This window comes from Gordonia sp. DT30, assembly GCF_049844915.1.
Lineage (GTDB): Bacteria > Actinomycetota > Actinomycetes > Mycobacteriales > Mycobacteriaceae > Gordonia.
The window spans coordinates 123065-142108 of sequence record NZ_JBNCLY010000004.1 but is presented as its reverse complement, the minus strand read 5'-3'; the positions used below and the strand labels follow the sequence as shown (position 1 = coordinate 142108).

Genomic DNA, 19044 nt, shown 5'->3' with positions numbered 1-19044 from the left:
CCGCTCCGGTCGCGTCGAGCCCACCAACTACCATCACTGTTTGTGCCAGCAGCGTCGACGGTCGGGCGAGCGAAGCTCGTAGCAATCACCACAGGCCTGCTCGGTCTGTTCCTCGCCTTGGCGACGCCGTTCATGCCGGTCAACCAGACCACCGCGTCGATCACCTGGCCGCAGCACGGTCAGATCAGCTCGGTCACCGCGCCCCTGATCAGCTACGTCCCCATCGACCTCGACGTGCAGGTGCCGTGCTCGGCGGTCGGCGAACTCCGCGACGACCAGTCGGTCCTGCTCTCGACGACTCCCAAGGGTGCCGAGAAGTCGCCCGAGCGTGGGCTGTTCATCCGCAAGAGCGGTGCTGCCACCGATCCCGCCGACAAGCAGACCGTCGAGGTCGTCAACCGCAACGTGCCGCTGGTGTCGGCGACGCTGGCGCAGATCCGGTCGCAGGACTGCCGCAACATCGTCGTGCATGCCGACTCCGACGAGGTGACCGCCGAATTCGTCGGCATGAGCAACGACAAGGGCGAGTCGCTGACGGGCACTACTGCCGATCGCGACCTGTTCAACTCCGACCAGCGACCGCAGATGACCGGGCTGTTCACCGACTTGTCCGGCCCCGCAGCGACCCTCGGTGGTCTGCACGCCCAGGCAACCATCGACACGCGCTACACCAGCACCCCGACGATCCTGAAGTGGCTGGTACTGATCTTCGGCATCGTGTGCGCGTTGCTGTCACTCTCGGCGCTGGCGGTGCTCGACTCCACCGACGGCCGCAAGCACCGCCGCATCTTCCCGGCCCGCTGGTGGCGCCTCAATCTGCGCGACTACGTGGTGCTCGCCTCGTTGCTCGTCTGGCATTTCATCGGCCCCAACACCTCCGACGACGGCTACCTGCTGACGATGGCGCGCGTCGCGCAGCACAGTGAGTACACCGCCAACTACTTCCGCTGGTACGGCGCACCGGAGGCACCGTTCGGCTGGTACTACCAGGTGTTCGGACTGCTCAGCCACGTGTCGGTGGCCAGTCCGTGGATGCGGCTACCGGGCCTGCTCTGCGGTGTCGTGTCGTGGCTGATCATCAGTCACGAAGTGCTGCCCCGGCTGGGCCGGGCCGCGACCATCCGGCCCGGCGTCGGCTGGACCGCGGCGTTCGTGTTCCTGGCGTCGTGGTTCCCGTTCAACAACGGCCTGCGGCCCGAACCGATCATCTGCCTGGGTGCACTGCTCACCTGGTGTTCGGTCGAACGCTCGATCGCCACCGGCCGGCTGCTGCCCGCGGCGCTGGCGTGTCTGTTCGGTGCGTTCAGCCTCGCCGCCGGGCCCACCGGATTGCTGGCTGTCGCAGCGCTCATCGCCGGCGCCAGACCGATGATCCTGGCGCTCATCAAACGGGCCCGGGCCATCGGCAACGGATGGAGTTCGTACCTCGCCCTGCTCGCCCCGATCCTCGCGGCCGGTACCTTCGTCATCTTCGTGGTCTTCGCCAATCTGACGCTGCGCTCGTTCCTCGAGGCGTCGAGCATGAAGACGGCCCTCGGTCCGTCGCTGCACTGGTACAACGAGATCGACCGCTACTCAACGCTGTTCGCGTTCTCCGCCGACGGCTCCATCGGCCGGCGGTTCGCCGTGCTGGCGATGATCCTCGGCATGGTCGTGTCGGCGGCGGTACTCATCCGCAAGTCGCGCATCCCCGGCACGGCGATCGGCCCGACGCGGCGCATCGTCGGAATCACCTTCGCCTCGCTGGTGTTCCTGATGTTCACGCCCACCAAGTGGACCCACCACTTCGGCGTGTTCGCCGGTCTCGCAGCCGCTTTGGCGGCGATCGCGGCGATCGCGGCGAGCCAGAGCGCCATGCACTCCCGGCGCAACCGGACTTTGTATGCGGCGCTGGTGTTCTTCATCGTCGGCCTGGCCTTCACCGGTCCCAACTCGTACTACTACTCGTCGGCCTGGGGTATGCCATGGGGTGTCGACCAGGTGACCATCGTGGTCCGTCTCGGCACGCTCATGCTGGCGATCTCGCTGGTGTTGTTGTTGCTGGCGTTGTGGTTTCACTTCCGTGAACCGTTCACTGGCACCGACCCCGGTCCCGATCCGGTAGCGCAACCCACCGGCTCGCACCCCTGGTACCGCCGGGGCGCGCACTCGTTGGCCGGGGCCCCACTGGCGTGGGTGGCCGCCGCGGTGGTGGTCTTCGAACTCGTGACCGCTGCGTTCGCCGGTATCCACCAAAGTGATTCGTACTCCGTCCCCCGCTCCAATCTCGAGGCGCTGGCGGGCAAGCAGTGCGGCATGGCCGACAAGGTGTGGGTCGAGCAGAACCCGAGCAGCTTCCAGTTGTCCCCGGTCGACCCGACACTCACCGATCCACTCGCCGGCCCGGCCACCGCGCCACCGACGTCTGCGCGTCCGGCCACCAGTGGGTTCGGCCCCGACGGCATTTCCGACGACCTGGACACCAAGACGCCCGCCGGCGCATTGGGCGTGCTCGCGGGCGACGCGGCCGCCGACCCCGACGTCCTGATCGCCAACGCCGGCGGCACCGGCGCCGGGCAGGTGGCCACCCCCGGCGTCAACGGCAGCCACGCCGCACTGCCCTTCGAGCTCAACCGATCGAAAACCCCGGTGCTGGGCAGTTATTCGGACGGTGAGCAGACGCCGGCGCATCTGACGTCGGGGTGGTACAAGATGCCCGCCGACTACCGGGACCGCCCGCTCGTCACCTTCTCGATCGCCGGACAGTTCGACAATCCGCAGGATCTGTTGTTGGAGTACACCTCCGACAAGCCCGGCCCGGGCACCCACGATGCCGATCTGCAACCCACCGGCTCGGTCCAGTTGATCGATCCCGGCCCGCGGCCCTCGTGGCGCAACGTCCGGGTGCCCACCAGCGATCTGCCCGACGGCGTCACCGCGGTACGCATCATCGCCACCGACGACAACCTCACCTCGGACCGCTACATCATCGTCACGCCACCGCGGTTGCCGCAGATGCAGACGGTGCAGCAGGTCGTCGGCTCCACCGCGCCGGTGCACGTGGACTGGACCTCCGGCCTGGTGTTCCCCTGCCAGCGTCCCTTCACCCACCACGACGGCGTCGCCGAACTGCCCGAGTGGCGCATCAGCCCAGGCGCCGACCTGTCCGCGGCGGTGTCGGCCTGGCAGGACGCATTCGGCGGCGGACCCCGCGGCTGGGAGCAGGTGCTCCTGCAGCCCACCGCGCTGGCGACCTACCTGCAGGGCGACGTCGGCCGCGACTGGGGCTCCCTCGAGCGTCTGGTCCCCTACGACGGCGTCACCCATCACGCCGAGATCACCACGGGCACGCAGACTCGCAGCGGACTCTGGAGCCCGGCGCCGATCCGGTACTGAGTATCGTTCGGCGACCGCCGCCGACCACGTCTGACCTGCACTGTCTCCATCTCGGGTAGAGTCGGACGCGCACCCGATCAGGAGGATTGACGTCACATGGCTGCACCGCACGTCACCCATACCGAAGAAGAGATGCCGGCTGCGGTCGCCGCCGGCCACGAGATGGCCGGCATGGCCCTGACAGACCGTGACGAAGCCGCCGTCCGTCGCGTCCTGCGCGGCGAAACCACTGCCACCGAGGAAGCCGACCGACTCGCCGCAGAGATCATCGCCCGCCGCACCCGGCGTTGAGAATTGCGGGCATTGCAGAGCCGCCGCCGCTACCTCAATGGCTTGCTCAGATGGACCAATGCGTACCCACCTGGTGTCAGAGTTCGGTGTGTCTCTCGATAGCCGAATCTGGCATAGAGTCGCAGGTTGCCTGCGCTGTGCTCGCCCGTGAACAGCTGCAACTCAACAACTTCAGTGGAGAGTCGCTGCTCTACCAGTTCAAGCAAGCGGCTCCCCAGACCGCGACCCTGCAGGTCCGGCGCCACGACCAGCCGGCCCAGCACGGCAATCTCCTTCGCACAATCGATGTTCACGCGGACCGCAGCGACCAGACGCCACCTGGAATCCCGTAGCCCGAACGCAACCACCGACGGATCCGAGAGCTCGGTCGTCAACTCGTCCAGCGACTGGATCAACGGCGGCAGCCGTAGATCGTGATGCGCCTGCCCTTCGGTGACGTAAGCGGCACGTTGAAGGGTCAACAGCTCACCTGCATCCGACACAGACAGAGACACATCGGTTTCCACGGGGCCGATTCTGCCAGTCACACCCCACCCGGCGCCTCTCGATTTCCACCGCACCGAGGTGTCCATCTCTGGGGGCTGTGCTCAGTTGGTGATGGCCCGCATCGGTCCGGGGGTCCAGAGCCCGTTGCGAACGTCCTGGGACACCTCAAGCTGAGCAGGTACCTGCGGAACGAGTGGCGTCAGACGTTGCAGACTGCCCCAGTCCTTGGCCCACGAGTTGCGGAGGTAGGACGGCAGCACCATCGGTTTCAGGTCGTTCTCGACGATGCCGAGCGGACCGCCGTAGTCGCCGGCCATCCAGCGCCGGGAGTTGACGCGCTCGCCGTCGGCGTCGGGCGTGACCCGCCACCTGGGCACTTCGAGGATGCCGTTGTGGACACCGGCCGGGCGCTGGCACGGGAAGGCGAAGGCCACCTCCCAGTCGAGCAGCACCGGATCCTCGCTGCCCACCAGTGAATTCAGCGTCACCATCGGGGTCACCCGCGGCGGGGTGATCGCCAGCCACTGCGCCGGATCGGTACTCGTGTCCGCGGCGACGACGCGCACCACACTCGCATGCGGCGGTGCCTGCGCCAACGGGAACCGCAGATTGCGCCACTCCGGCGCGGTGTCGATTCCCATCGGCAGCATCGAACCGACCGTCGTCACCTTGCCGTCGGGTCCGACCCGGCCGAACTCGAGCCGGACCTTCTGCCCGTCGTGGGTGACCGCGACGTCGTCGATGAACGACACCTGTCCGGCGACCGCCATCGTCACCAGCGGCGCGTCGTCGCTGCGGGCGGGCATCTGATACCAGTCGGAGGTCAACTGTGCGTGCCCGTTCGGCGCGCCGAAACTGCCCAGCACCGGGACGTGGGCGGGATTCAGGCCGAACGGCAACTTGACCGACGAGCCGTTGACGCCCGTGGTGGAGGTGGTGCCGCCACCGGTGTCGGTGGCACCGGCCGTACCCGACGGAAGTTGTTGCGAGACAGTCGGGTCGGTTTGCGACGGGTCCTGGGTATCGTTCCCGTCGGAGGACTCGTCGTAGGTGTTCTCCAGATCGGTGGCCACCCCGTTGGGGGTGAACCCGGTCATCCCGGCACCGGCCAGGGCCGCCCCCGGCGACGGATCGTGCTGTCCGGCAACACGAGCGGGCGCCAGGACGCCCTTGTTCGCGTCCGGCTCGATGAGCACCGCGTCGGCCAGGGCGCACGGGTTGCCGCGGAGCGCGTTCACGTTGGAGCTCGCCCACGACCACGAGCCCCGTTGCGTCTGAATACCTTTCCCGAACGAGATCAGGTTGAACACGACCACGATCGCGAGCACGATGGCCAGCGAATACGTCGGCATCCGCCCGAGCAGGCCACGCAAGCCCGTGGTGGATTCCACGACGGCGTGACCCTGCTGGGCGCGCCGGTCGTCGCGGTAGTACTGCCACGCCCCGAGTGCGGTGAGCGCGATCGCGACCAGCAGGATCGGGATGTAGAGCTCGATCCCCGCCACCTTCGGGGTGTCGTCGCCCCATGGGATGCCGTAGCTGCCCACGTACCACCACTGGTTGCGCCCGGCGAAGGTGACCGCCAGGACGTAGGTGGCGGCCGCGGCGATGAACGTCCGATTGCAGCGCCGTCGGATGACCCCGGGCGAGATCATCGTCGTCGCAGCCGCGACGAGGACACCGGTGAGGCAGGCGAACGTGCCGTACTGGTGGGTGGCCTTGGTGGGCGAGAAGGCCAGCACGCCAACGGCTCCGGCGAGTACCGCGACCAGCCGCCACAGCGGTGCGGTCGCGACTCCGGGCACCCGTCGCTTGGCCAGCAGGGTGAGCACGATGATGATCACCGCGAGGAAGGTCACGAAGATCCCGATGCGCCGGGCGATCGACCCGTCGGTGGTCGGGTTCTGCAGGATGTAGTAGCGCATCGCCTCGGTCCACCATTTGTTGGTGGGGCCGACGATCCCCTGGACCTTGATGCCCTCGAGGATCGACGCGAGCGGTTGGTCGGCGAAGATCTCGTAGAGCACCAGCAACCCGGATGCCACGATGGGTGTGAGCACCGGCAGCCAGCCGTCGCGGCGGATGCGTATCCGCAGGCGTTTGATGATCGGCCGAAGTGCCGCAACGAGTACCAGGGCGGCGATCGCACCGGCGGGATGCACGGTGAGGGTGAATGCGGCGACGACGATGCCGAGGGTGAGCGGGAACAGCCGGCCGGTGGCCACGGATCGCTCGACGAGCAACCACGTCGCCAGGATGCCGACCGCCAGGATGGGCTCCACCCGCAGACCGTTGTTGAACGCCAGCCACACCGCGAGGAAGCCGAATGCGCCGGCCCAGCGCGCCGCCTTCGACGAGCGGACCGCGGCACCGACCCGGCCGAACGCGGCGCGGGACAGGAGGAACCAGCCGGCGAGCCCGAACAGCAAGGGCAGCAGGCGTAGCCATGGCGTCGCGGTGCTGACCTGCATCCAGAGCGCGAGGTATCGATAGTGCCAACCGAACGGATCCTGCGGCGCACCGAAATAGCGGTAGTAGTTGTCCAGATAACCGGCACCGGGCGCCACCCGGCCCACCGTCACCTGGTATCCGTCGTCGGCGGTATTACCGCCGACGAACAGCCAGATCACCAGCACCATGACGACGACCGCATCGGGCAAGGTGATCCGCCACCACCGGCGCGGCAACCAGCGCAGGCGCTTGCGGCCGTCCTGCCGGTCGAGGACCGCCAGCGCGATCATCGACGCGAGAGTGGCGATCACACCCAGGATCGCGGCCGCCATTTTCAGCGTGGTGGGGCTTGAGACGAACCGCGTGTCGACGGTCGAGGAGTACGAAAGTCCTTGCGCGTCCACGTTCTTCGGCAGTTCGGTGAACACGCCGATGATCTGTGGCCGGGCGTTGGAGTCGTCGAGGGCGAAACTGGGCGGGGCGCCACCATCGGTCGAGAGCCCGCGGATCTCGCCGCGGATGCCGCCGGTGTCGGCGTGGATCACCACCGTGCAGCCCGCAGTGGTCTGCGCCTGTTCGCGAGGCACGTTGAGCAGGACCATGTTTCGCTGTGTGACCAGCAGCCGGTCGGTGGTGGCCCGGACGAACAGTCCCACCTTGCCCGCCTCGGCGCCGTTGGACGGCACCGTCGACACCAGCACCCCGCCGGCCGCGGGCAGGTCGGCGGCCAACCGACACGGCACGGCGATGTCCATGTTCACCGGCGTGTAGGACACGTTGGGCGCGACCACATTCTGCACACCCGGCTCGCTCGTCCCGAACTGCGGCCAGTTGATGACGACCTTGGTGTAGCTCACCGGCAACAGCGGCATCGCGATGGCGAGCACGATACCCAGCAGGCCGGTCGTCACGGCGACGATCCGCGCGATGGCAATGGTGCGGGGGGTGAGACCCGACGTTCCCGTCTCGGTGGTGCGGGTATCGGTGGCGTCGGTCCCGGGGTCCCGATCGAGCTCGGTGGGCTCGGTCTTCTCGGTGTGATCAGTCACTCTCGGCCACCACCCTGATCGCTCCGTTCCGCGTCCAGCCCCACGTCGATCCGGTCCCCGTCTGCACCCGCGCCGGCGGCGCGTCCGATACCAGCGGGGTCAGGCGCAGCAGGCTGCCCCAGTCGCGATACCAGTCGTTCTCGAGGTAGGTGGCCACCGTATTCGACGTGGTCAGCGCGTCGGATGCGGTGAGGATGCCGCCGTCCGACGCCGATTGCCACGACTTGGATTTGGAGAATGTGGTGGTCCGGTCCGGGGTGATCCGCCACTGCGGGATCTCGCTGATCCCGTTGGATACCGTGGCCGGACGCTGACACGGGAACTGGCTGGCCACCGAGAGATCGAGCAGCACCGGCGAGTCCGAGCCGACGAGATCCTGCAGCGTCTCCAGTTTCGGGGCGCGCGGCGGGGTCAACGCCAGCCACTGATCGTTGGCGAGGTTGTCGTCGACGGCGACGATGCGCATCGCGCCGGCCTGCGGCGGCACCGCCGTCATCGGGATACGCAGGTTGCGCCACGGCCGGTTGGGCCGGTCAGGACCGGGATCGATCGGCACGAACGGGGCGCCGACGGCCTGGAAGGCGCCGTCGACGACGTTGCCGAACTCCACGTGCAGTTGCCTGCCCGGGGTGATGACGCCGTCCTGGTCGACCGACAGGATCGACCCGGCCGCGCTGATGACGATCAGCGGCGACGCGTTCCGGGCAGGCAATCGGTACGGCAGCGAGGTCAATTCGGCGGTGCCGTTGTCGTGGCCGTAGCTGCCGAGCACCGGTGTGGTCGCGGGGTCGAGCCCGAAGGGCAGTGCCGCGGTGCTGCCGTTGACGCCCTTGGGTCCGCGGCCGCCGGTGGTGCCGGGCGAACCACCGGACACCACATACGGCCGGGACAGATCTCCGGCGGTGTTGATCGTGCCGGCACCCAGCGTCGTCGCGTCCGGGGTGAGGTCACCGGCCACGCCGTCGGGGGTGAACCCGGTCTGCTCGCCGGCCAGCGCCTTCGAGATGTCGGTGGTGCCGATCGGTTGCAGCGCACCCACATTCGGGTCGTTCTCGACGAGAACCTTGTCGGCCATGGCGCACGGGTTGCCGCGCAGCGCGGACATGTTGGCGCCGAAGGTGGTGTAGGTGTCCGAGCGGGCGGCGGCCGCCTTGGCGAACAGTGCGAGCTCCACGAGGACCACCAGCGTCGCGATCACCAGCATCGGGGACGAGGCGATACCCGTCTTCAGTCGCGACCGCCCCGAATCACCGGGAGTACGGCCGTGTTCGGCGTCGACGTCGATCCGCAGGTGGAACCACACCGCTGCGGCGAGCGCGATGACGGTCAGCACCAAGAAGATCGACGACAGCGGGTGGCCTCCGATGACCGGTGCCTTGTCGAACCAGGCGATGCCGAAGTCGTAGGCCCAGCCCCACGCATTCTCGCCGGCCACCGCGACCGCGCAGGCGAACAGCAGCCCGGCGATGTACACGCAGAGGTTGCGGGGCGAGCGGCGCGACGTCTGGGCGACGGCGACGGTGGTGACGGCGGCCATCGCGGCGGCGAGCCCGGTGTAGATGCCGAACTGCACCGTCCACTTGGTGGGCGTGAAACCCAACAGCACCATGGTCAGGCCGATCGCGCCGATCAGCCGCCACACCGGCGCCGGATCGATGCCGCGAATCCGCTTGCGGCGCAACATGACGGCAACCGTCACCGCGACGGCCGCGAAGAACAGCAACACCGGCACCCGGCGCACGAGCGTGCCGTCCTGGGTGGTCAGCGTCAGATAGTAGTAGCGCAGGAACTCCTGGAACCAGGAGAGCGTCGGGCCGACGGTCAGGCGGATGCGCAGCGACTCGGCCACCGTGGCAACGGTCTGGTCGCGGAAGACGACGATGATCACCGCACCCACGGCCGCGGCGAGCGGCGCGAGCAGCGGTGGCGCACCCGACCCCCAGAGGGTCCGCCCACGCCAGGTGAGAAGGAATTGTCCGGATCGGCGGCGCAGCACCCGCAGCATGGGGCGGGAACCGGCCAGGAGCAACGCCACCGCGATGATGCCGTGTGGTGCGAGCGCGAGGGTCAGGCACGCGGTCAGGGTGGCCGCCGCGGCGGGCAGGAGCCGGCGCGTGGCGATGGCCTGCTCGACGCCCCACCACGTCAGCAGGGTGCCGAGCACGATGATCGACTCCGAGCGCAGACCGCTGCACAGCGGCATCCAGAACGCCACGAAGACCGCGGCGGCGGTGAACATCGCCCACTGCGATCGGCGCACGGCGCCGCCGAGTCGCGGCAGCAGGATGCGGCTGAGCACGAACCAGCTCAGCAGGCCGGCGATCAGGGCGGGCAGACGCATCCACACCCCGGCCGTCGACACCTCCGACCAGTGCGCGAGGAAGGAGTAATACCAGTCGAACGGCGCCTCGGGGATGCCGTAGAAGCGGTAGTAGTCGGCGAGGTAGCCCGCGTCGAAGCTGTTGCGGGCCATGCCGAGGATGTAGCCGTCGTCGGAGGACCCGGCACCCAGGAAATGCCACACCACCAGTACCGCCGTGACGGCGAGGTCGGCGGCCCGGGGCATCAGCAGCCGGCGCACGTCGATCCGCCCGACGCGGCGATGGTATCCGCCGAGGACGTCGAGGGCCGCAATCGCGATGAACGCCACGACAGCCGCGAGGATGCCGATGATCATCACGGCGAGTTTGATCGCCGACGGGCTGGTGTCGAACCGGTTGTCGATCTCGAGGTGCGCCGACACGCCTGCGGTGCCGGTGAGGTCGGTGAACAGTCCGGCGATCTGCGGCTGGTCGGCAGGCGGGGCCGTGCCCGCGGCGTCCGGGGTGCCGACGCCGACGAAGTGGGCGGTGACCCCGTCGCGGGCCGAGGTCACGTGCAGGCTCCGGCAGTTCGCCACCTGATCGGCGGTCGCCGCGGCGATCTGCGTTCCGCGCGTCACGACGCTGACGCCAGTGGTATCGGCGGTGACGAACAGCGCGCTCTGCCGGGCATTGTCGGCGCCCTTGGGCATCGTGGCGAAGATTGTGGTCGCACCGGAGCCGGTATCGCGCACGGCGCGCGCGAGGACCCGGCAATCGGCGGTCACGTCGAGGTGCGCGGCGGTCTGCGCGGCCAGCGGCGCGGTGATGCCCGGCGCGGCGCCCTGCTGCTGCCCCTGCGGCCAGGTGATCGACGCGGTGTGCACCGTGACCGGGAGGAAGGGGGTGAGTACGCCGGCCAGGATCGCCACCGCTCCGGCGAGAACGGAGATCGTGGCCCAGACCCGCGGATTCGACGGAATCCGGACGCCACCGATATGGAGGGTGCGGCCATCGCCACGCCGATCGGGCGTGGTGGACGTCGGCGTCGCGGGCTCAGTCATCTCAGATCGACACAGTAGTGGACGAGTATGAGTGCCCGCCTCAGGCATCGCACCAACGCGGCCGCCCGCGTGTTCGTCGACGGCGTCAGCGGGCTGCCGGCGCGTCGCCGGCGACCCGGTGCGTGGCGCTCGCCGACCGGGTGAGCTGCTCGCGTCGAGTCGTGGGAGAGCGATCCATCTCTGATCGCCCGGCAGCGGCCGGCACGCCCGCCACCTGGTCTTCGGTCCGTGACCGCAGCCTCACCTTGCTTGCGTGATCGTTGGCGTTGGCGCTTCAGTAGACCTATGACCCACCTCGGCGGAACCGGTGACGAACGCCGGTCTGTTGAACCACCGCACCAGCATTCGGATGAGCCGCACGACGTCGGTTCGCTGGCCAGCCGGCTCAACTGGCTGCGCGCGGGGGTCCTCGGCGCCAACGACGGCATCGTCTCGACAGCGGGCATCGTGATCGGCGTGGCCGCCGCCACGATCGATCGCGGCCCGATCTTCACCGCTGGCATCGCGGGGGTGGCCGCGGGCGCGGTGTCGATGGCACTCGGCGAGTACGTGTCGGTGAGCACCCAGCGCGATACCGAGAGGGCGTTGCTGGCCAAGGAGCGCCGGGAATTGCACGAGCAGCCGGAGGCCGAGTTCGACGAACTGGTCGGCCTCTACGAGAAGAGGGGACTCAGCCACGAGACCGCGACCCAGGTGGCCACGGAACTGACCGAACGCGATGCGTTCGGGGCGCACGTCGACATCGAACTCGGTATCGACCCCGACGCGCTCACCAACCCGTGGCAGGCCGCGGCCTCCTCGGCCGTCTCATTTCTCTCCGGGGCGCTGCTGCCGATGATCGCGATCCTGGTGCCACCGCCGCACCTGCGCGTTCCCATCACCTTCATCGCGGTGCTCGCCGCCCTGGCGATCACCGGCTTCACCGGTGCCACTCTGGGCGGATCGTCACCGTGGCGTCCGATGTGGCGCGTCGTACTCGGTGGTGCGATCGCGATGATCGTGACCTACGCCATCGGGCATCTGGTCGGTCACACGGTCGGCTGAGGAAGCCGATCGCTCAGATCGGCATCAGCAGGTGCTTGCGCGGAGTGCGGATGATCTGTTTGTCCCGCAACTGCGCCAACGCTTTTCGCAGCTGCAGTCGCGTCTGCGCGGGCTCGATGACGGCATCGACGTAGCCACGTTCGGCCGCGAGATACGGGGTGGCCATCATCGTGTTGTAGAAGTCGATGAAGTCGCGCCGCACCTTGTCGGCTTCCCGCGCCGACAATCCCTCGGTCTGTCGCCGGGTCAGCACCGCTGCCGCCGATTCGGCACCCATCACCGCGATCTTGGCCGACGGCCACGCGAAATTGAGGTCGGCGCCGAGCTGCTTGGAACCCATCACCGCGTACGCGCCGCCATATGCCTTACGCAGCACCACAGTCACTTTCGGCACGTCGGCCTCGACGTAGGCGTACAGGAAGCGCCCGGACCGTCGGATGGTCGCCTTCTGCTCTTCGACGAGTCCCGGCAGGATCCCCGGGGTGTCGACGAGAAAGATCAGCGGGATGCCGAACGCATTGCAGATGCGGACGAATCGCGCGGCCTTCTCCGATGAGTCGGTGTCGAGGGTGCCTGCCATCACGCTCGGCTGATTGGCGACCACACCGACCGAATGCCCGTCGACACGCGCATAGCCGGTGATGATGTTGGGCGCGAACAGCTCTCCGACTTCGAGAAAGCCGCCGTCGTCGAAGAGCTTGATGATGATGTCGTGCATGTCGTACCCGGCGTTGTCGTAATCCGGCATGAACGAGTTGAGCGAGAGATCGGACTCGGTGATCTCCGGTTCGAGTCCGGGATTGATCACCGGCGGCTGCTCGTAGCAACTCGACGGCATGTACTGCAGGTACTCTCGCACCCACTCGAACGCCGCTTTCTCGTCCACGGCGACGTGGTGGATGTTGCCCCACCGCGCCTGATTGTGGGCGCTACCGAGATCCTCGGCCGAGATCTCTTCGCCCGTGGTCTGTTTGATGATGTCGGGACCGGTGACGAACATGTAGGACTTGTCCTCGACGGCGACGAGGATGTCGGTGTTGGCCGGGGTGTACACCGCCCCGCCGGCACACTTGCCGAGGATCACCGAGATCTGCGGCGCCAGACCCGAGAGCAGGTCATTGCGGCGGCCCATCTCGGCATACCAGGCCAGCGAGGTGACCGCATCCTGGATCCGGGCGCCGGCCGAGTCGTTGATCCCCACCATCGGGCAGCCGAGTCGGCCGGCCCACTCCATGAGTGCAGAAACCTTGCGGCCGAACATCTCTCCGACCGTCCCACCATGTACCGACTGATCGTGGGAGAACGAGGCCACCGGCCGGCCGTGTACCAGCCCGTGCCCGGTGACCACACCGTCGCCGTATCCGGTGTCGGCGGCGCCCGGCATCTTGGCCAGCGCACCGATCTCGACGAATGTTCCCGGGTCGAAGAGCATCTCCAGACGCTCACGGGGCGAGAAGATCCCCTTCTTCGCCCGCTTGGCCACCGCCTTCTCGCCGGCCGGCTCCTGGGCGAGCTCGAGTTTGGCCTTCAAGTCTGCGAGTTTGGCTGCGGTGGTGTCCATGGCGGTGTATCCCTTTGTCCGGTCTGCGAATCCGCGCGGATCGCTCAGTTTTCGGTGGTGGCGTCGAGGCCACCGAGCCGCTTGGTGAGGTCTGCGCCGATCTTGCCGATGAACGGTTCGTCGACGATCGACAGGTGATCGCCGCCGATGTGGATGATCTCGAGGTCCTCGACGACCTCACGCCACCGCCCGTCCTCGTCGATCTCGGCCCACTGCGGCTCGAGTTCGATTGCGCCCTCGTGCATCCGGTCGGCCCGATACAGGATGACCTTGCCGTCGTAGGGCGTCGGACGGATGTTGGTGAGAGCCCGGTTGTCGATGAACGACGTGCGCTGATGCTCGATGATGCCGCCGGGGATCTTGGTGCCCGACATCGACATCATCTCCATGATGATCGCGAACTGTCCTTCGTCGTCGGCCTCGACGAGCCGATCCATCGGGATCGGGATGTCGGCGTCGAGATCGTAGTTGCGGATCGCGAAGTCCTTCCACCGTTCCAGGCGCGCACGTTTGGTCTCCGGCGTCTCCTCGACGTCGTGGCGCGGGCGCACCACGTCGATGAGCCCGACGAAGCTCACCTCTTCGCCCTCCGCGCGCAGCACCTGGGCCGCGCCGTAGGCCAGCGCCCCGCCCAGCGACCAGCCGACCAGCACGTACGGGCCATGCGGCGCCACTTCACGCAGGCGCGGAAGGTATTGCCGCACACGCTCTTCGATGGTGCCCTCGACCCGGTCGAAGCCGATGACCGGCTGCGTCGGCGGAAGCCGCTTCAGCAGCGCCTCGTACGCGGCGGTGTTCCCGCCTGCCGGATGGAACAGCAGCATCGGGGCGGGGTCACCGGCAGTGGTGTCGTAGGTCTTCTTGCCGTCCGGCACCAGGCGCAGGTAGCGGACGAAGCCGTCGGTGTCGGCGGCCGCGTCGAGGTAATTGCGAACGTAGTTCGACATCTCCTCGATGGTCTCCGAGTCGAGGATGTCCTCGACGTCGATGTCGCCGCCGGTGCGCTCGTTGAGCTTGTCGGTGAGCGCTTGCGCCACTTGCTCTTCCAGCACCGGCAGCTTGGTGAAGATGCCGCCTGCCGATCGTTTGGTCACCACCGCGTACACCCCGAACGTCAGGCGCTCGGCGGCATCACGCGGCGGGACGTCGGCCCCGGCCGCCTCTGCCACCGCGGCCTGCGAGGTGATATCGGCCGGCCCGCGGGCGGGTTCGGCGGGCCTGGGAGCGGGCTCGGCAGGCTTGGCCGGCTTGGCCGGCTCGGCAGGCTCGGGAGCCGGCTCGGCGGCGCGCTTGGCGTTCTGCTCGTCGATGTAGGCGTTGAGCGCGGCGGTGTCGAGCTCGCCATCCGCACCGGCAAGACTGTCGAGCTCGTCGCGGTGATGGACCGCGTAGTCGACGAACTTCGCGACGTCGGAGAGATCGGCCTGCCGCATCGCCTGCAGCTGCAGTTGCGGGATGTCGAATTCGAACTCGACGCGGTTCTTGATCCGGACCGCCATCAGCGAATCCAGGCCCAGCTCCACGAGTGGGATCTCGCGCGGCAGGTCTTCGGGGTCGTATCCCATCGACTCGCCGACGATGCGCGCCAGCCGATCGTCGATGGATTCACCCGATTGCGGGTCCCACTTGTCACCGATGTCGTCGACGATCTCGTCTTCGACCACCACCGAGGTGTCGATATATCCGATCTTCTGCGGGTCCAGGGCGCCGTCGGCACCCGGACGAGCGCTGTCGGCGGGCGAGGCGGCGCCACCGGCGGGCGAGACGGCGCCGTCGAGGGACCCGGTCACGACGGCCTCGAACAGCAGCGCAAAGTTCTTGTCCTGCTTGGCATGCACGGTCACCGAGGCACCGCCCGGATGTGGGCTCAGGGTCGTGGTGAGCGAGCCCTGCGAGGGGAACCCGCCGTGGGCCACGGCGGCACCGACCGCAGGTTCGGAGAGTACTTGCGCCGCCGCGGCGCGCACGAGTTCACGCGGATCGGTGACCGACGCGGCGTCGACCTCCCACGCGTGCCGGCCGTCGGGCAGGGCGACGTGCGCACCGGGGACCGTCGCGCTGCCGCCACCGGAAGAGAGAACGGCCTTGAGCCAGTAGTTCTTGCGCTCGAAGCGGGTTCGCGGGATGTCGGCGAAGCCGCGGTCGGGCCCGGTACCGAACAACGCACCCACGTCCACGGGGTGACCGTGCACGTACAGCTTCATCAGCGCGTTGACGACGCCGAAGCTCTCGTCCTCCTTGCGCCGCAGTGTCTCGATCAGCTCCGCATCGTGCAGCCCGGCCGAGAAGGTCACCGCCGCAACGGAGATGAGGACCGCCGGGTTGGGCGAGAGCTCCAGGAAGGTACGGTGCCCGTTCTCGACGGCCTTGCCGATCGCCTGTGAGAACCACACACTGTGCCGCAGTCCCTTGAGGAAGTAGTCGATGGTGTGCACCGGCTCGTGCCCGGGCCGGTAGTAGGTCTCCCGGTCGACCGAACTGTAGAAGCCCACCTTCGGCCGCAGCGGCTCGATACCGGTGAGCTCGTAGGCCAATTCGCCGAGCAGTGGATCCATCTGCGAGGTGTGGCTGGCACCCTTGGTCTGCAATTTGCGGCCGAGCTTGCCCTCCTGCTCGGCGCGCTCGACGATGGCGTCGACCTGAGCCTCCGGACCACCGATGACGGTGTGGGTCGGCGCCGCGTAGACGCAGATCTCCAGATCGGGGTAGTCGACGAGCACGTCGTTGATGTCCTCGGCGGAATACTCGACGAGCGCCATCAGCCGGATGTCGTCGCCGACGAGCATCGACTCGCCCTCCCCCATCAGACGTGAACGCTGGCAGATCACCCGGGTCGCGTCCTCGAGCGACAGACCGCCGCTGATGTAGGCGGCCGAGGCCTCCCCCATCGAATGCGGGATCAGCACACCGGGTTCGGCGCCGAAGTGCCGCAACGTGTCGGCGAGCGCGACCTGGATCGTGTAGATGCCGACCTGGCTGGTCTCGATGGCGTAGGTCTGCGCGTCGTCGAGGAAGATCTCGACGATCGAATAGCCGAGCTCTCGCTGGACGAACTCATCCACGCGGTCGGCGTACTTCGCGAATGCCGCGTTCTCGGTGTAGAGCTGCTTGGCCATCTTGCGGTGCTGGGACCCGAAGCCCGACAGCAACCACACCGCCGACGCGGCGTCCGGCGAATCTGCTGAATACACAAGCGGATTGGCCTTGCCCTCGGCCACCGCACGCACACCCTTGACCGCGTCCTCGTGGGAGCGGGCCATGACGACCGAACGCGAGCGGCCGTGATTGCGGTGGGCGAGCGCGCGGCCGATGTCGGCGAGCGGGGCGGCTTGTCCGGCTTCGGATTCGAGCCAGGCCAGCAGGTCGGCGGCCGCTTTACGACGCCGGGACGGCAGGAATGCCGAGATCGCCAGGGGCACAACCGAACCCTCGACGGCACACGGCGCGAACCCCTCGGCCGCATCTCGCTCGGCGACCACGGCTTCGGGTGCGGCTGTCGTGGCCTGCGCGGCGAGTACCGCACGCTCGGCCTCGGTGAGAAATTCCTCGTCGTCGTCGGGATCGGCGGCGACCGGCGTCTCGGCGGCCGTGGCCTCGGCGACCGGGTCGGCAGCCGGTTCTGCGACGAGGTCACCGGGAAGCACCTCGCGTACCACGAGGTGCGCATTGGTGCCGCCGAACCCGAAGCCGGATACACCGGCGACGGCGTGACCGGAGTAACGCGGCCACTCGGTCGTCTCGGCGGTGACCTTGAGTCCGTTGGCGTCGAACTGGATGTAGGGATTGGGGCCTGCGTAGTTGAGCGAGGCGGGGATCGTGTCGTGCGCCATGGCCAGGACCACCTTGGCCAGCGCCGCGGCGCCGGCCGCCGACTCCATGTGGCCGAAGTTCGTCTTGGCCGAACCGAGCAATGCCGGCGCGCCGACGACGCGACCGCGGCCGACCACACGTCCGAGCGCGTCGGCCTCGATCGGGTCGCCCAGGATCGTGCCGGTGCCGTGCGCCTCGACGTAGTCGACCAGGCGCGGATCGAGCGCGGCATCGGTGTAGGCCGATCGGAGAACCTCGACCTGCGCGTCCGGGTTGGGCGCAAAGATGCCGTTGGACCGGCCGTCGGAGTTCACCGCGGTACCGGAGATCACCGCGAGCACCTGATCGCCGTCGCGGCGGGCGTCGGCGAGCCGTTTGAGGACGAACAGACCGCCGCCCTCCGACCGCACCATCCCGTCGGCGTCGGCCGAGAACGCCTTGATGTGGCCGTCCTTGGCGACCGCGCCGATCGTGTCGAAGCCGACGGTCGCGGCGGGGGTCAGGATCATGTTGACGCCACCGGCCAGCGCCACCTCGGACTCGCCCGAGCGCAGGCTCCGCACCGCCTGATGCACCGCGACCAGCGACGACGAGCACGCGGTGTCCAGGGCGACCGACGGCCCGCGGAAGTCGTAGAAGTAGGAGACGCGGTTGGCGATGATCGACGTCGCGGTACCGGTCAGCGCGTACGCGGCCGTCTCGTCGGAGCCCTCGCCCAGTCCGAGCGCGGCCATCAGCTGATAGTCGTTGGTGGATGTGCCGACGAAGACACCGACCTGGCCGCCCTTGAGGTCGCTGGCCGGGATACGAGCGTGTTCGAGCGCCTCCCAGGTCAATTCCATCGCGAGCCGCTGCTGTGGGTCGACCATCTCGACCTCACGCGGGCTCATCTGGAAGAAGTCGGCGTCGAAGCCCTTGACGTCGTCGAGGTAGCCGCCGCGCAGATTGCGCTTGTCGAGGATCTCGACCATCCGCGGATCGGACTTGAATTCCGTCCATCGGTCGGCGGGCAGCTCCGAGATGCCGTCGCGGCCCTCGGCCAACGCCGCCCACGTCGATTCCGGGGTGTTGCCTGCCTTCGGGAATCGGGTGGAAAGGCCGACGATGGCGATGTCGTCGGCGGAGTCGCGTTCGCGTTCCCAGAACCGGTCGGCATCGACGTCGATGTCCTCATCCGGATCGCCCTCGATGATGCGCTTGGCCAGCATCGCGATCGTCGGATGGTTGTATGCGACGGTCGCGGTCAGGACCACGCCCGTCTTGTCCTCGATGTCGGCGGCCAGCGCCACCGCGTCGCGCGAGGACAGCCCGAGCTCTTCCATCGGCCGGTCGTCGGAGATCTGATCGGCCGCCAGACCGGTGGCCTCGGCCACCCAGCTGCGCAGCCAGTCCCGCAGCTCGGGGACGGTCAATCCGCCGGCAGTCTCGCCATCGGCAGCTTCGGTGGACACCTCGACGGCCGCGGTCGGCTCGTTACCACTCACTTCAGACATCACATCTCAATGTACTTGGGTCGTTGGCGTCGGCTCCGCCGCCGCGGGCGTTCGGGGCCAGGTGCACCGCTCTTCGTCGTCATCGCGGCGTCGCTGCGCTCCTGGCTCTTCCTCCTGCAT

8 protein-coding genes are annotated in these 19044 nt (G+C 68.1%); 3 read left to right on the top strand and 5 right to left on the bottom strand.

The genetic code is table 11. The features are described 5' to 3' along the window. The first annotated feature begins 42 nt into the window (after positions 1–42). Both ACLQ3C_RS05885 and ACLQ3C_RS05880 read left to right on the top strand, forming a co-directional pair. Positions 43–3375 carry an arabinosyltransferase domain-containing protein gene (locus ACLQ3C_RS05885; RefSeq protein WP_425704101.1) on the top strand — a complete coding sequence of 1111 codons (3333 nt, stop codon included), beginning with the start codon at positions 43–45 and terminating at the stop codon, positions 3373–3375. A gap of 96 nt (positions 3376–3471) precedes the next feature. Further along, positions 3472–3666: a hypothetical protein gene (locus ACLQ3C_RS05880; RefSeq protein WP_425704100.1), complete on the top strand. Its 195-nt coding sequence runs from the start codon at positions 3472–3474 to the stop codon at positions 3664–3666. A gap of 29 nt (positions 3667–3695) precedes the next feature. On the opposite strand, the gene ACLQ3C_RS05875 is transcribed toward ACLQ3C_RS05880, so the two are convergent. The 3 genes from ACLQ3C_RS05875 to ACLQ3C_RS05865 all read right to left on the bottom strand — a co-directional run bounded on the left by ACLQ3C_RS05875 (position 3696) and on the right by ACLQ3C_RS05865 (position 11016). After that, the gene (locus tag ACLQ3C_RS05875) at positions 3696–4172 is read right to left on the bottom strand and encodes a GNAT family N-acetyltransferase (protein ID WP_425704099.1); all 477 of its coding nucleotides are present in this window, start codon (positions 4170–4172) and stop codon (positions 3696–3698) included. A gap of 81 nt (positions 4173–4253) precedes the next feature. Beyond that, on the bottom strand, positions 4254–7652 hold the full coding sequence (locus ACLQ3C_RS05870; RefSeq protein WP_425704098.1) for an arabinosyltransferase domain-containing protein: 3399 nt from the start codon (positions 7650–7652) through the stop codon (positions 4254–4256). Continuing rightward, positions 7645–11016 (bottom strand): arabinosyltransferase domain-containing protein, encoded by a 3372-nt coding sequence (locus ACLQ3C_RS05865; RefSeq protein WP_425704097.1) that lies wholly within the window; start codon positions 11014–11016, stop codon positions 7645–7647. The genes ACLQ3C_RS05870 and ACLQ3C_RS05865 overlap by 8 nt, the downstream gene beginning before the upstream one ends. Positions 11017–11301: 285 nt before the next feature. Between ACLQ3C_RS05865 and ACLQ3C_RS05860 the strand changes: the two genes are divergently transcribed. Further along, positions 11302–12060, top strand: a complete 759-nt coding sequence (locus ACLQ3C_RS05860; protein ID WP_425704096.1) for a VIT1/CCC1 transporter family protein — start codon at positions 11302–11304, stop codon at positions 12058–12060. Between the two features lie 13 nt (positions 12061–12073). Here the strand turns inward: ACLQ3C_RS05860 and ACLQ3C_RS05855 are convergent, their stop codons facing one another. Together ACLQ3C_RS05855 and pks13 are read right to left on the bottom strand one after the other, a co-directional pair. Continuing rightward, on the bottom strand, positions 12074–13621 hold the full coding sequence (locus tag ACLQ3C_RS05855) for an acyl-CoA carboxylase subunit beta (protein WP_425704095.1): 1548 nt from the start codon (positions 13619–13621) through the stop codon (positions 12074–12076). A 44-nt stretch (positions 13622–13665) separates the two neighbouring features. Continuing rightward, the gene (pks13, locus tag ACLQ3C_RS05850) at positions 13666–18924 is read right to left on the bottom strand and encodes a polyketide synthase Pks13 (RefSeq protein ID WP_425704094.1); all 5259 of its coding nucleotides are present in this window, start codon (positions 18922–18924) and stop codon (positions 13666–13668) included. Positions 18925–19044 lie beyond the last annotated feature (120 nt).

What these genes read in the sequence shown, in the direction of transcription:
- ACLQ3C_RS05880 (WP_425704100.1), top strand. Translation starts at nt 3,472, where the DNA reads ATGGCTGCACCGCACGTCACCCATACCGAAGAAGAGATGCCGGCTGCG.
- ACLQ3C_RS05865 (WP_425704097.1), bottom strand. Translation starts at nt 11,016, where the DNA reads ATGACTGAGCCCGCGACGCCGACGTCCACCACGCCCGATCGGCGTGGC.
- ACLQ3C_RS05860 (WP_425704096.1), top strand. Translation starts at nt 11,302, where the DNA reads ATGACCCACCTCGGCGGAACCGGTGACGAACGCCGGTCTGTTGAACCA.
- ACLQ3C_RS05855 (WP_425704095.1), bottom strand. Translation starts at nt 13,621, where the DNA reads ATGGACACCACCGCAGCCAAACTCGCAGACTTGAAGGCCAAACTCGAG.
- pks13 (WP_425704094.1), bottom strand. Translation starts at nt 18,924, where the DNA reads ATGTCTGAAGTGAGTGGTAACGAGCCGACCGCGGCCGTCGAGGTGTCC.